Source organism: Bacillus sp. FSL W8-0920, assembly GCF_038593215.1.
In the GTDB taxonomy this organism is placed as follows: domain Bacteria; phylum Bacillota; class Bacilli; order Bacillales; family Bacillaceae; genus Bacillus; species Bacillus pumilus.
Map to the genome: position 1 here is coordinate 2,298,753 of NZ_CP151974.1, position 13,621 is coordinate 2,312,373.

Consider the following 13,621-nt stretch of genomic DNA (forward strand, 5'->3'; position numbering starts at 1 on the left):
TTTTTCTACACTCCTATGAATGTCATAAAAGGAAAAGTGAAAAGCTCCACTTTTCCTTCATCAGCAATTCAAGACCTCTTACTTATCTGTTTGTTTGCCTGTTGCGTCTCTTTCTACTTTCATATTAGCAACTGAGATGTAGCCTTGGTCTTTGACGATTTCTTTTTGTACTTCATCACTCATGAGGTAATCTAAGAATTGTTTTGCTAGACCATCTGGCTCACCTTTTGTATAAGAATGCTCGTAAGCCCAAATTGTATATTTACCGCTTTCTACATTGCTTTCTTCCGGTTTCACACCATCAATGCTAAGCGGTGTAATTTTGTCATCTGTTAAATAAGAGAATGCTAGGTATCCAATCGCACCTGGCGTTTCTGCAATCAGTTTTTTCACTGTGTTTGAAGAATCTTCTGTGATTCCTTCTGCAGGTGTTGCACCATCAAGTGCATATTTCACAAATGTTGCACGAGTTCCTGAAGAGTCAGGTCTGTTCACAAGAGTGATTTTTTGGTCTTTCCCGCCAAGCTCTTTCCAGTTTTTGATTTTACCAGTGAAGATTTTTTTCAATTCGTCCTTTGTGATGTCTTTGACACCCACTTCAGGGTTTACAGCTGCGGCCATTCCAACAACTGCTACTTTGTGGTCTGTTAAAGCTTTTGCGTCGATTCCGTCTTTCTCTTCTGCGAATACATCTGAGTTACCAATTTGTACAGATCCTTCTGACACTTGAGAAAGTCCTGTTCCTGAACCGCCGGCTTGTACTTGAATATCGGCTTTTGGATGTTTATCCATGAATTTTTCTGCTGCCGCAAGAACTAAAGGCTGCATCGCAGATGATCCTGAGATGGTAATGGAACCTGATGCCTCATCTTTGTTTGAAGCATTTCCTTTACTGTCTTTTGAATCTCCGCTTGAGCTGCTGTTTCCGCATGCTGTGATGAATGCTAACAATGCGATAGTAAGGAAAGTAAGCAGCCATAATTTGTTCTTTTTCATTTCAAGAATACCCCCTGAATAATTTGTCCTACGAGTAATACATTAAAGGTTCTTTATTAATTTCGTTTAAATGGAATGTTAAGGTTTTGTAAATGTCGAAGTTTTGTAGAGATCTTGCGATGTTTTTTATGTATTTTGTCAATTTATCTCGAAAATTTTGAAGAAAACGTAAAAAAACGCCCACAAAAAGTGAGCGTTTTTACCTAGAAAAGGTCTAGTCATTTGTTTCTGCTTCATTTTCAATTTTATTTTTGTTCTTCGCTTGTGTATCATTGCTTTCCTGTTTTGATTTTAGCTCAAAGTATTTGTCTAATACTTGTTCACCGATATCATTTGTAATTGGATAGCGCTGATTGTAGTCTTGATACACCCATGGTACAACGACGGAAATGGCCACTTCTGGATTATCAGCAGGCGCATACGCAACAAGTGTTGTGTTATATGTTGGTGTGCCGCGTTTGCTTTTAATTGGGCCGTCATAGAATGATTGAGCGGTTCCTGTTTTGCCAGCTGGGTTATATTTTTTGTTGCCAAAGTTCGAGTAGGCCGTCCCTCTTGGGTTCTGCATGACAAGCTTGAAGCCTTGCTGAACACGCTTGATCTCATCACCTGTCATGTCTAGCTTATTCAATACGTCCGGTTTGACGGATTCTGTTACAGCACCAATGCCGCGCTGCGGATCTGGCTCTCTCACTTCTTTAACAAGCTGCGGACGTAAACGATATCCGCCATTGGCAATCGTTGAAACGTATTGCGCCATTTGCAGCGGTGTAAACGTATCATACTGTCCAATTGCATAGTCAAGCAGGAGACCAGATTGTGTAGACGTTCCCCGGTAGCCTGTCGCTTCGTTTGGCAGGTCAATCCCTGTTTTGACACCAAGACCAAATTTACTGAAATTATAACGGAATGTATCAAAAGCTTTCGGATCGATTGGGAGCGGCTGGTTCTTACGATACTCCCCTTTTCCAACGGCAATCGCTGTTTTAAACATATACACGTTAGATGAACGCTCGAGTGCCGTTAAATCATTAATGAGTCCCATATTTTGATAGGATTTCTTAGGCGGTGACTGCGCGATATACAGCGGTTCATCGTACTGGGTACTTCCAATATGAATCACGCCTGTTTTATATCCCGTCAGTACAGTGGCCCCTTTTACAGCTGAGCCCATCGCATAGGATGAAGTCATTGTTCCTAATGCGTAGTCATCAAATTTGTATTTTCCGTTTTTGTTTGAAATCTGTTTCCCCGCAACGGAGAGAACTTCTCCATTTCTAGGGTCCATCATGACAACAAACGCACGATCAAGAAGCTCTGTCCCGCCTCTTTGTTTCGCACTTCTTAAGTTCTTTTCAACGATTTTTTCTACTGCTTTTTGCAGCTGAATATCAATGGTGAGAACTAGGTCTTTCCCGCTCTTTCCTTCTGTTAGCACTTTAGAGCTTGTCACATTGCCCTCTTTATCAGTTGTACTCTGCTCTTTTTCCTTTTGGCCTTGCAGGACATCTTCATATTGATATTCTAGATAGCTTTTTCCTACACGGTCATTTCGGCTGTAGCCGAGCGATAAATAATGTTCAAGAAGTGACTGCGGAAGTCCTTCATCACTTGAGGACACGCTGCCGAGCATACTGCGAAGCAGTCCTTTATACGGATAGCTGCGTGACCAGTCTGTTGTGACATCCACACCTGGCAGCTCGTCCAAATGCTCAGAGACGTAAGCAATTTCGCTTGGCTTCACATCATCATTTTTAATGAATTGAGGCGTAAGTGCATAGCCTGCATCCATTTGTCTTTTAATCGCAAGCACTTGTAAGTCTTTTTTCGTCAGTTGATTTAATTCCTTGTCCGTGATGCGTTTCAGCTGAAGCTCATATAATTTATCATCAGCGACCTTATCGTCACCCTTTAATTCCGATTCCTTTTGAACAAGCTTTTTCGCTTCATTCGGGTGCGTTAAAATCCAGAAATCTTTTTTGTCACGATCGGTGATTTTTTTCGTACTCACATGAATCATATCCGCTAATTTTGTAGCCACTTTGAGCCGCTCTTCTTGTGAAGTCGTCGAGGTTCTCGTATATGTAATGGCATTTAGCGCTTTATTGCTGACAATCGTATTATAGTTTCGATCGTAAATTTTTCCGCGCGGAGCAGATGAGCTGACATTCACATCCTCTTGTTTTTCTGCCTGCTTTTTATAATCTTCTCCATTGACAATTTGTACAAATCCGAGTCTTACAACAACACCGGTAAAAATAATAAACGCAGCTAAAAATAGTAAATTCAGCCGAAGTGGAAGTGTTTTGCGCCCTTCCTTCACGTCTTTTTTGTTTTTCTTGTTTCTCATCACATCACCTTTTCTATCAAGAAAGAAATGGCACCCCTTTTTGTGTATAAAAGGTGCCATCATCATTTTAGCGGTTTTTCTATTATTTATCTAGAAATTTGATGTTCCATTGGTAAGAAATTTTACCTTTCTCCCTTAATAAGGTTCGTCTGAGAAACTGGCTTTTGACCGTCTGCCTCTTTCATATCAGCAGTTTTTTCTTTCAAATGAATATCTTTTACAAAGAAATAAATGAGGGTATGTCCCGCTCCAAGCACAACAAGAGATGCAGGTATCCCGAGCTCATCACCAAGTAAAGTGACAGACAGAAGAAACAACACAATGGAACAAATACGGCCAGCATTTAAAAACAGCTCCCTGACCACAATATATTCAATTCGGGCTTTCCTTGCATACCTTGCATGACCGATGACATCGTATGTTAAGGAAACATATGGAACAAGCAGAAGCGGATATCCTATCGCGATGGCTACCGCATACATGAGAAGTGATACATAGGACAAGTGAAAGACGATTAAGAACAAGGCGCCGTATAAAATCAGCCCGCCAAGCATAATGGCTTTCTTACGCCATTTTTTCTTAATCAAACGCGTAGCGAAGAAATAAGCGAAAAAGGCAACACCTGAGTTCACCAAACCAAATGTCCCGAGAGCAAGCTCACTGTTTGTTGCGATAAACACAAAGACACTGATTAAGAAGACAAAGACCCCTTCACGAAGCCCTTGAAAAAAGTGAGCTGTTGTAATCTTACGCCAATTCTCGTCGGCATGGCGTTCTTTCCATATTTGCTTGATGATAAATTTTCCTTTGGACTGCCTTCTCTTGAGGAAAAAGCTCATCACAACCGCTAATGAAAACAAAATTAGCGATAAAGTAAAAATCACTGTATAGCCCGTATCATCTGTTAATTGAGAAATGACAATACCCGCGATCAGTGGACCGATCATGCCAGCTGTAGAGGTGAGGACTCCGAGAAACCCATTAAAGAAATCTCTTGTTTCAGGCTCGGTGATCTCAAAGGTAAGTACGTTAAAAGCAAGCCAGTAAAAACCATAGCCGATCCCAAGGACACTCCCTAATAAAACAAGCCGCGCGGCCGCGTGCTCTCCTGCTATTAAGACAATTAAGTAAAAAGCGGCTAAGAAGATCACGCCGAAACGAAGGACAAACGCCCGGTCTATTTTTTTAGCAAGCCGGCCTGCGAATAAAAATGTAATGGGCTGAAGCACAACAATAGCCAGATTGTAAATCGCAAGATCTGTGAATTTCCCAGACTGTTTCCATAAATACACGTTTACAAACGTATTAGAAAGTGCAATGGCAAGTGCGTATAATCCGCCAATCGTGAGGAGGAGCATTAAATCTCTTGTAACATCCATGTCCCCGAACATTTTCTTTAATCTGCTCATATATTTCATTCTCCTTTTCTACACAATAGTCTGTCTCATCAAAAGGCAGATATGTAAAAAAAGGAGGGAAAATATAAAAAGACCTGCTTCTCTAAAGAGCAGGTCTTTTCAAATCAAATGGTTTATTTAGCTTCGCTGTAAAGGCGAGCCACTTCATCCCAGTTCACAACATTCCAGAAAGCTGAAATGTAATCAGGACGACGGTTTTGGTAGTTTAGGTAGTAAGCATGCTCCCAAACGTCAAGTCCTAGAATTGGTGTTTTTCCTTCAGTTAAAGGAGAATCTTGGTTTGGCGTGCTTGTGATTTCAAGTTTGCCATTGTTCACAACAAGCCATGCCCAACCAGAACCAAAGCGTCCTGCAGCTGCTGCAGCGAAATCAGATTTGAATTTTTCAAATCCGCCTAATTCTTTTTCGATTGCATCTGCAAGTTCACCAGTTGGTGCGCCGCCACCGTTTGGTGAAAGAAGCGTCCAGAATAATGAGTGGTTAGCATGTCCTCCGCCATTGTTACGTACAGCTGTACGTACGTTTTCAGGTACAGAGTTTAGGTTAGCCACTAGCTCTTCGATTGATTGATCTTCAAGAGCTGATACACCTTCGATTGCTTTGTTTAAGTTTGTTACATATGTGTTGTGGTGTTTTGTGTGGTGAATCGTCATTGTTTCCTTGTCGATATGTGGTTCTAATGCATCGTAAGCATATGGTAATTCTGGAAGTTTAAAAGCCATGGTTAAATTCCTCCTTAGAAATGTATGTACTGAAATGCTTCCTTAGGTCGTAAGCAAGCAATTCACCCTACTCAAAGAGTATCAAAAGAATTGGCTTGTTTCAACGTTATTGCTCATGATCTGAAACATTTCAGTGTTTATTTTGTATTTAGCCCTTTAGAAAGAGTTTTAAACGCCCTTTTTCTATTTATCGAAGGACATAAAATAAAAAGATGCCCAGCATCAGCGCTTGAATCAATCCTTTGGCAAATACACCTGATATAAATCCGATTAACGAGCCTAATCCTACTTTCACACTTGTCTTCACATCTTTTTGATGAACAAGGAGCTCTGCTATAACACTTCCGATAAATGGACCAATGATAATTCCTGCAATCGGAATCACAAAAGGACCGACTAATAACCCAATGGTGCTTCCCCAAATAGCTGCACGGCTGCCGCCAAAACGCTTGACCCCAATCAGGTTCGAGACATAATCTGCCGCAAATAATACCGCGGTAAATACGGCTTGAATGAGCCAAAACGTCAGTGTCAGCGGCTCGAAGCTGAAAAAGAAACCATATAGAATAAATCCGAGAACCATAAAAACCACACTAGGGATAATTGGATAAACAAGTCCAACAAATGCAATGATAAATGCACAAATGATCAGAATCCAATACAGCACGTCCAAGTCACAGCCGCCTCCTTTTTATTTGCTGTATACATTATGCCTCATTCCCTCTATCTTAACCAGCAATGAAGGCCATACTTGTACTTGTTAGATAGACATTGATACAATATGAGAAATAGAAAAGAATGTAGGAAGTGAATTGATTGAACGTATTTAAACTATTGTTAAAAGGCATTTATTCACCAAAAGATATTGCGAAAGCACGGTTTACAGGGATTGGCAAAGCGATTTTATTCATTTTTATCCTTTCGATCATCGCAGCAGTTCCGCAGGGCTATCATATGAGTCAAGAGATCTCGAATGCGATGTCAGGATTTCAGCATGTGATCAAAAAAGATTTACCTGATTTCTCAATCGAAAAAGGAAAGCTTCAAGCGGATCAAAGTGAACCGATAGAAAAAGAAGAAAACGGCATTACGATCATTTTTGATCCTGCTGAAAAAATAAAAGCAAGTGAGCTTGAATCAAAGCAAACGGCCATCGCATTATTAAAAGAAAAAGCTGTGATTGCTATTGATGGGCAAATGACAGATATCCCGTATCAGCTGCTTGGTGGGACGCTGACAAAAGACGAACTTGCCCGCGTCACAAATCAGAATCAAGCGATTATTATCCCAGTCATCTGTGTGCTGCTATATCTATCAACTGCGGCTCTCATGTTCATTAGCGCAACTTTCCTTGCGATGCTTGGTACATTTATTAAACGCATGCAGCAAAAAGAGCTGTCCTTCCAAATGCTATGGAAGCTCTCTGCTTACTCACTCACATTAACAACAGTCTTTTTCGCCATCATGAGTGCATTAAACACGCCTGTTGCGAATTCATTTTTATTAAATTGGGTCATTAACTTTATCTTTTTATACCTTGTTGTAAAGGAAATACCCGCTAAACATAAACCACTTGTCAAAAATTAATTTAGTATATGAAAGCTCCCCCAACTTGGAGGAGCTTTTTATGTATGTGCATTCTCTATGATTCATCCGGATGAATGATCGCAAACAAATAATGATCTTCCCACACGCCATTAATCTTTACTTTTTTACGATTGAGTCCCTCATTTTCAAAACCTGTCTTTTCAAGCACACGAATGGAACCTATATTACTCGGCTTTACTCCAGCTTCAATACGATGCAGGTGCAGCTCATCAAAGGCATAATCGATGATTAAACGAATGGCTTCTGTCATATACCCTTTCCCGCCATGCTTTTCATCAAGTACATACCCCAGCCAAGCTCCTTCTACCGGGCCTCTTACGACAGAATTTAATGAGATTGTCCCAATTAAGGCATCTGTTTCATTTAAGAAAATACCGTGCATGTAGGCTTCATCCTGTACGCATCTTTCCACACTGCGCTGAATTCGTTCAATTTGACGAGATAACGTGAAAAAATCATCTTTGACCAAAGGTGTAAATTGCTGAAAATAGGAGCGATTCTCAAGTTCAAGTACGAGTAGTGATTGTGCATCTTCTTCTGTTAGCGCTCTCACATATATATGCTGACTGATTTTCTTCATAAACTCTCCCCCCTGCTTTTATTTTATCATAATCGTGATAGAAGCTTGAAAAAGCACCGCCGAGCGTAAATTCAATACAAGACACACTAGAACGAACTAGAACCTCCCTTTCCAGCTTTTTTCCTCATATTGGTTCTATCATTTCGGGACACGCATAGACTGAAGTAAACTCTTAAAAGCGGTGAGTGAAATGCGGCGTATTATTTTTTTGCTAATCAGTTTGTTTGTCCTCTTTATTATCTTTTTTGATTTAAAAAATGGCACCATTCCCGTTGAAGAAGGTCCAGCTGTCCCTGCAAATGCCTTTCAAACACCTGAGAAAAAAGCATATAAGAACGTCACAGTGAAACAAGGTGAAACCGTCGTCTCTATCGTCCATACAAGTAAGCCTCTTGATGAAGTCATTGAAGATTTTGAAGAGCTGAATCAAGGCGTCAAAGCAAACGAAATTCGGGCAGGTAGCACATATAAGTTTCCGGTATATAAGAGATAAAACGTTAATTCCTTGTCATTCATACAAAGAGACTGTTACAATATGAACTGTAAAACAAGACGTACATGGCAAAGAATTGCTTGTACACTAAGGAGCGATTGACAAGTGAGTGAAGTCACACATCGTACTAAAACACGTCCCGTCAAAGTGGGACCTTTAACTATAGGTGGAAATAATGAGGTTGTCATTCAAAGTATGGCAACAACCAAAACACATGATGTCGAAGCGACAGTAGCTGAAATTAAGCGTCTTGAAGAAGCTGGCTGTCAAATCGTGCGTGTCGCATGCCCAGACGAGCGTGCAGCAAATGCGATTGCAGACATAAAAAAACAGATCAACATCCCGCTAGTTGTCGATATTCATTTTGACTACAAGCTTGCACTGAAAGCGATTGAAGCAGGTGCAGACAAAATTCGAATCAACCCAGGAAACATCGGAAGACGAGAAAAAGTCGAAGCGGTTGTGAAAGCAGCAAAAGAAAAAGGCATTCCAATCCGTATTGGGGTAAACGCTGGTTCATTAGAGAAAAAAATTCTTGATAAATACGGCTACCCAACAGCAGATGGTATGGTCGAAAGTGCACTGCACCACATTAAAATTCTTGAAGATCTAGATTTTCATGATATCATCGTCAGCATGAAAGCATCTGATGTCAACCTAGCGATTGAGGCGTACGAAAAAGCTGCAAAAGCATTTGACTACCCTCTTCACCTTGGAATTACAGAATCAGGTACATTATTTGCAGGTACGGTTAAAAGTGCAGCTGGTCTCGGCGCTATCTTGAATATGGGGATTGGGAATACACTCCGCATCTCATTAAGTGCTGATCCAGTTGAGGAAGTAAAAGTAGCACGTGAACTGTTGAAATCATTTGGTCTTGCAGCAAATGCAGCCACACTGATCTCTTGCCCAACTTGTGGACGAATTGAAATTGACCTCATTAGCATTGCAAATGAAGTCGAAGAATATATCTCCACGATTAAAGCACCGATTAAAGTAGCTGTTCTTGGCTGTGCTGTAAACGGTCCAGGTGAAGCGCGTGAAGCTGATATCGGAATTGCCGGAGCTAGAGGAGAAGGCCTATTGTTCCGTAAAGGTGAAATTGTTCGTAAAGTGCCAGAAGAAACAATGGTCGAAGAACTGAAAAAAGAAATCGATAAAATTGCTGAAGAGCATTATGCAAAAATGGAAGCTGAAAAAGCAAAAGCCAACGCATAACAAAAAACGCCTGACGTCACTGTCAGGCGTTTTTCTGTTCTTGTTAAAAGAACGGGGTGATAAATATGCCAAGGATGACGGAAACAATTCCGATCCCGATTGACCATGCGCCAAGCGCATGTGCTCCTTTTCTTCTTGCAATATAACCAACGACGATTGCCGCTACTCCTAATAGCACCGGCAAGACAAATAACGAGATAATCGCAATCGCGAGTGCTGTATAGCCTATCCCCTTACTGCCTGAATCGTCACCTACTTGGTCACGTTCTCGTCTGTCTACTCGATCTCTTGAAGCCTGATATGGCTCTGCAATTTCAGCAGCTGTTTCCTCTAGATAGCCATCATCATTACTAAAGTGTGTGTCGATTTCACGATCATTTCTTCTGAAATCTTCGTCTCTTTCCATGATCAATTCCCCCTTTTGGTTAATAGAAAGGAGCTTTTTTAGTATGAGCAAAAATGTCTGTTTCATGTTTGCTAAAACTTGCTGGAATTGTGAATTGATTATGTTACACTTTAAGAGTATAAAAATGAGGAGTGTGGGCATGTTACGTTTAGGAATTGATATAGATGGCACAGTGACGGCGCAGGACACCTTTGTTCCCTATTTAAATGAGTCGTTCCAATGTGCCATGACACTAGATGATATGACAGAATATGATTTGACGAAGCTTTTAAATATTTCTCAAGAAGAGTTTTGGGGCTGGATGAATCAGCATGAGCCTCTTATATATAAACAGGCAAAGCCTGCTAAGGACGCAAAAGAGATGCTTGATCAAATGAAACATCAACACAGGCTGATCTATATTACAGCGAGAAGGCAGCATCATGCGGATATCACCTACGAGTGGTTTCACAAACATCACGTACACTATGATGACATTGAGCTGGTTGGCGGTCATCATAAGCTCGAAGCTGTTCAAAAGCACAAAATTGATGTGTTTTTCGAGGATCATCATGGAAATGCCACAATGATTGCAAAAGAGGCTGACATCCCGGTTATTCTTTTTAACTCCCCATATAATCAAATGCCCATTGACGACAGGATTATACGTGTCAACAACTGGCAGGAAGCATCTCAATGGATTAAACAATACGAGCAGCGTTTGGAAACTGCTTATTAATACAGAAAAGCCGATACTCTAATGTATCGGCTTTTTTGATGGAGCAAGCTTCCCTTCTGTCATGAGGAAATGGTACAGCGCTCCCTTCATGCCTGCCTGATTCAAGTAATAGCACGTTTCCATCTTCACTTGAATGTTTTTCCACGCAGGCAGAGTATGTAAATGTTTCTCAATGTTTGATAGCAAATCTGGTCTTGCACTTACACCGCCACCAATGAGGATTTTCTCAGGATTAAGGACAGTTGCTACATTGTAAATACCAATGGCGATTCGCTTGTACCACTGATCCACTAGCTTTTCAATGGACGGATCATGCTTTGCCTTTTCAAAAATGGCTTGACCGTCTATTTGCGTGCTTTGAGGAATTCCTTGCTTTTCTTTATAGCTGCGAATTAAACCAGCTGTTGAAGCACTGCTGTTGAGTGTTGTAAATTGTCCATTGTCTGTCTCTGTCAGCATCATGCCAAATTCACCGCCGCGGAAGGAAGCCCCGCGTACAAGCTGACCGCCAGCGAAAATACCACCGCCAACACCTGTGCCAAGCGTCATACAAATAAAACTGTCACACTCTTTCGCATGGCCACTGTATTTTTCTGCAAGAGCTGCACAGTTCGCATCATTTTCAACTTCAACACGAAGAGAGGTTTTCTCTTCTAAAAGAGTTTTTACATTTTGACCATTTAAGGCAATGATGGCTCCTGCAAATTCTGTATAACCTGTTTCACTGTCCACAAAGCCCGGAAGACTAATGGCGATTCCGCTGACATCTGACGTTCTCTGATATTGTTTGACCACATCCGCCATCGCTTCTAAAAACGGTTCAAGCTGACGGCAATTCGTTTCATAGTCACCGCTCGTGACCAGCCCCCCATCCCGATCCATTAATCCATGTTTTGTTCTCGTCCCGCCTACATCAAACACGACATAATACGCCACTTTTGACCCTCCCTTTACTCCAAAAGACACAAATTTCTTCAGTACCTTGTTCTCATTTTAATGAAACAGCCGCCCTTTGTAAAACGTTTTCAAAAAGACAAGAGAAAAAGCCAGCTCTGCGGCTGGCTGTTTTATGAGTGAACTTCCTTCGGTTCGCAGGAAGGACACGTTCCGTATATTTCGAATTTATGTCCGCTAATGTGATAATCCTCTAGATCGGCGTCTAACTTGTCCATAGGGCAGGCATCGATCTCCTTTGTTTTACCGCATGTCAGACAAATAAAATGATGGTGGTGATGAGAAAAGGAACATTTAAAACGAAAAAGCTTCTCACCTGACAATTCCGTTGTTTCTAATATACCTAAGTCTTCATATAGCGACAGGTTTCGGTAAATCGTATCAAAGCTAAGACCCGGGTAGTCTTCACTTAGTGCCGTCAGCACATTTTTAGCAGTCAAATATTTATCAGAATCAGAAAACAGTTGAAGCATGTCTTCACGTTTGCTTGTATACTTGTAGCCTTTTTCCTTTAATAAATCAAGCGCTTCTTGTACGTTCATGATGATTCCCCCTTTTGAATTTTCCAATAAAAATACATCCGATTAAAATCAAAATGGACAGCATCACAATGGTTCCGCCTGGCGCTAAATCTAGATAATAGCTTAAGATCAATCCCGCCAATACAGACAATTCACCGAACAAGATCGAAAGGAAAATCGCCTGTTTGAACCCTTTAGCAATGCGGATACTTGCCGCAACAGGAAGTGTCATGAGCGCAGAGACAAGTAGTGTACCTACGATACGCATCGATGCCGCAATGACAAGTGCGACAACTAAGATAAAAATAAAATGAATCCATTTCGCTGAAATACCAGAAGCCTTTGCATGCTCTTCATCAAAAGAAAGTAAAAATAATTCTTTATATAAAAGCACGACAACTAACACCACAACGAGTGAGATCCCAACAACAATCCAAAGATCTAATCTCGACACCGCACTGACACTTCCGAACAAATAACTAAACAAATCTGTATTAAAGCCATTCGCTAGTGAAATGAAGATGACGGAAATCCCGATACCGCCTGATAAAATAATAGGTATCGCCAGCTCCTGATAATGCTTATACACAGAGCGCAGGCGTTCAATAAATAACGAACCGGCAACAGAAAACGCCATCCCTAAGTACAGCGGGCTTACCCCTGTCAAGAGGCCAAACTTTTTATCAAGAAATAAACTAGCTGCAATACCGGCAAGTGATACGTGACTGAGGGCGTCTGCAATCAGCGAGAGCCTTCTCACGACGATAAATACACCAAGCAAGGGCGCAATAAAACCGATCAGCATTCCTGCGATAAACGCATTTTGTAAAAATTCATAATGAAAAAATGGAAATAGCATTATTCATGTCCCCCATGATGGTGATGATCGTGATGAATCACTTGAATGTCATGTCCGTAAAATTGAGATAACGCCTGATCATCCATTGAATCAAACGTTGCTGCATCTCCGTGGAAATGAAGTGTCTGATTTAAACAAGCCACATGGGTGACTTTATCAGAAACGGTGCCCACGTCGTGTGTGACGAGAATTAAAGACATTCCTTTTTCTTTGTTTAATGTTTCGAGCAGCTGATAAAAGCCTTCTACTGTCCGCTGGTCTACCCCAACCGTCGGTTCATCTAAAATGAGCAGCTTCGGCTGACTGACGAGCGCACGTGCAATAAAGGCACGCTGCTGCTGACCGCCTGAAAGTTCCCCGATGTTTTGGTGCTTTAAATCTTGTATCCCAACTGAACGAATGGCTTCCTCAACTTGCCATTTGTCCTGCTTGCTCATTCGTTTGAATAAACCTATTTTCGCCGTCAATCCACTTGCGACGACTTCGTAAACAGAAGCAGGGAAACCTGTATTAAAACTATTCGCCTTTTGAGAAACAAATCCAATTTGATCCCAGTCTCTAAATTTTGAAGCAGGCGTGCCAAATAGCTTTAATTCACCTTGCTGTGGTTTAATGAGCCCAAGCAGGCACTTTAATAAGGTTGTTTTACCAGATCCATTCGGTCCAACAAGTGCTAGAAAATTTCCTTCCTCGACTGTTAAATGAATGTGATCTATGACATTTCGCTGTCCATACGAGTACGAAATGTCCTTCATTTCAATAATTGGCTTTGCCATGA

15 protein-coding genes are annotated in these 13,621 nt (G+C 41.1%); 4 read left to right on the forward strand and 11 right to left on the reverse strand.

All coding sequences use genetic code 11. The features are described 5' to 3' along the window. Positions 1-78: 78 nt before the first annotated feature. The 5 genes from NSS78_RS11615 to NSS78_RS11635 all read right to left on the reverse strand — a co-directional run bounded on the left by NSS78_RS11615 (position 79) and on the right by NSS78_RS11635 (position 6,159). Positions 79-996, reverse strand: a complete 918-nt coding sequence (locus NSS78_RS11615; RefSeq protein ID WP_342468123.1) for a phosphate ABC transporter substrate-binding protein — start codon at positions 994-996, stop codon at positions 79-81. A gap of 214 nt (positions 997-1,210) precedes the next feature. Then, positions 1,211-3,346, reverse strand: a complete 2,136-nt coding sequence (locus NSS78_RS11620; protein WP_050943970.1) for a penicillin-binding protein 2 — start codon at positions 3,344-3,346, stop codon at positions 1,211-1,213. Between the two features lie 122 nt (positions 3,347-3,468). After that, positions 3,469-4,755: an MFS transporter gene (locus NSS78_RS11625; protein WP_003217361.1), complete on the reverse strand. Its 1,287-nt coding sequence runs from the start codon at positions 4,753-4,755 to the stop codon at positions 3,469-3,471. Positions 4,756-4,877: 122 nt separating this feature from the next. Further along, entirely contained in the window at positions 4,878-5,486 is a 609-nt protein-coding gene (sodA, locus tag NSS78_RS11630) for a superoxide dismutase SodA (protein ID WP_003217313.1), read from the reverse strand. A 187-nt stretch (positions 5,487-5,673) separates the two neighbouring features. Next, entirely contained in the window at positions 5,674-6,159 is a 486-nt protein-coding gene (locus NSS78_RS11635; protein ID WP_003217408.1) for a DUF456 domain-containing protein, read from the reverse strand. A gap of 143 nt (positions 6,160-6,302) precedes the next feature. Here NSS78_RS11635 and NSS78_RS11640 point away from each other — a divergent pair, with 143 nt between their 5' ends. Then, on the forward strand, positions 6,303-7,073 hold the full coding sequence (locus NSS78_RS11640; RefSeq protein WP_003217320.1) for a DUF1189 domain-containing protein: 771 nt from the start codon (positions 6,303-6,305) through the stop codon (positions 7,071-7,073). A 55-nt stretch (positions 7,074-7,128) separates the two neighbouring features. Here the strand turns inward: NSS78_RS11640 and NSS78_RS11645 are convergent, their stop codons facing one another. Beyond that, positions 7,129-7,674, reverse strand: coding sequence for a GNAT family protein (locus NSS78_RS11645; RefSeq protein WP_212045902.1), 546 nt, complete (start codon positions 7,672-7,674; stop codon positions 7,129-7,131). 190 nt (positions 7,675-7,864) lie between these two features. Here NSS78_RS11645 and NSS78_RS11650 point away from each other — a divergent pair, with 190 nt between their 5' ends. Together NSS78_RS11650 and ispG are read left to right on the forward strand one after the other, a co-directional pair. Next, positions 7,865-8,167, forward strand: a complete 303-nt coding sequence (locus NSS78_RS11650) for a hypothetical protein (protein WP_003217371.1) — start codon at positions 7,865-7,867, stop codon at positions 8,165-8,167. A 105-nt stretch (positions 8,168-8,272) separates the two neighbouring features. Beyond that, positions 8,273-9,385, forward strand: a complete 1,113-nt coding sequence (gene ispG, locus NSS78_RS11655) for a flavodoxin-dependent (E)-4-hydroxy-3-methylbut-2-enyl-diphosphate synthase (protein ID WP_003217392.1) — start codon at positions 8,273-8,275, stop codon at positions 9,383-9,385. Between the two features lie 43 nt (positions 9,386-9,428). Here ispG and NSS78_RS11660 read toward each other — a convergent pair whose 3' ends face one another. Next, positions 9,429-9,791, reverse strand: coding sequence for a DUF308 domain-containing protein (locus tag NSS78_RS11660; protein ID WP_003217474.1), 363 nt, complete (start codon positions 9,789-9,791; stop codon positions 9,429-9,431). A gap of 139 nt (positions 9,792-9,930) precedes the next feature. On the opposite strand from NSS78_RS11660, the gene NSS78_RS11665 reads away from it, so the two are divergent. Next, complete coding sequence (locus NSS78_RS11665) at positions 9,931-10,509, forward strand: nucleotidase (protein ID WP_050943753.1); 579 nt, start codon at positions 9,931-9,933, stop codon at positions 10,507-10,509. An 18-nt stretch (positions 10,510-10,527) separates the two neighbouring features. On the opposite strand, the gene NSS78_RS11670 is transcribed toward NSS78_RS11665, so the two are convergent. The 4 genes from NSS78_RS11670 to NSS78_RS11685 all read right to left on the reverse strand — a co-directional run bounded on the left by NSS78_RS11670 (position 10,528) and on the right by NSS78_RS11685 (position 13,619). After that, the gene (locus NSS78_RS11670) at positions 10,528-11,445 is read right to left on the reverse strand and encodes an ROK family protein (RefSeq protein ID WP_212045901.1); all 918 of its coding nucleotides are present in this window, start codon (positions 11,443-11,445) and stop codon (positions 10,528-10,530) included. A gap of 131 nt (positions 11,446-11,576) precedes the next feature. Then, positions 11,577-12,005: a Fur family transcriptional regulator gene (locus tag NSS78_RS11675; protein ID WP_003217433.1), complete on the reverse strand. Its 429-nt coding sequence runs from the start codon at positions 12,003-12,005 to the stop codon at positions 11,577-11,579. After that, the gene (locus NSS78_RS11680) at positions 11,983-12,843 is read right to left on the reverse strand and encodes a metal ABC transporter permease (protein ID WP_003217436.1); all 861 of its coding nucleotides are present in this window, start codon (positions 12,841-12,843) and stop codon (positions 11,983-11,985) included. Before NSS78_RS11680 ends, NSS78_RS11675 begins: the two co-directional genes overlap by 23 nt. Then, positions 12,843-13,619: a metal ABC transporter ATP-binding protein gene (locus NSS78_RS11685; protein WP_050943751.1), complete on the reverse strand. Its 777-nt coding sequence runs from the start codon at positions 13,617-13,619 to the stop codon at positions 12,843-12,845. Before NSS78_RS11685 ends, NSS78_RS11680 begins: the two co-directional genes overlap by 1 nt. Positions 13,620-13,621: the final 2 nt, after the last annotated feature.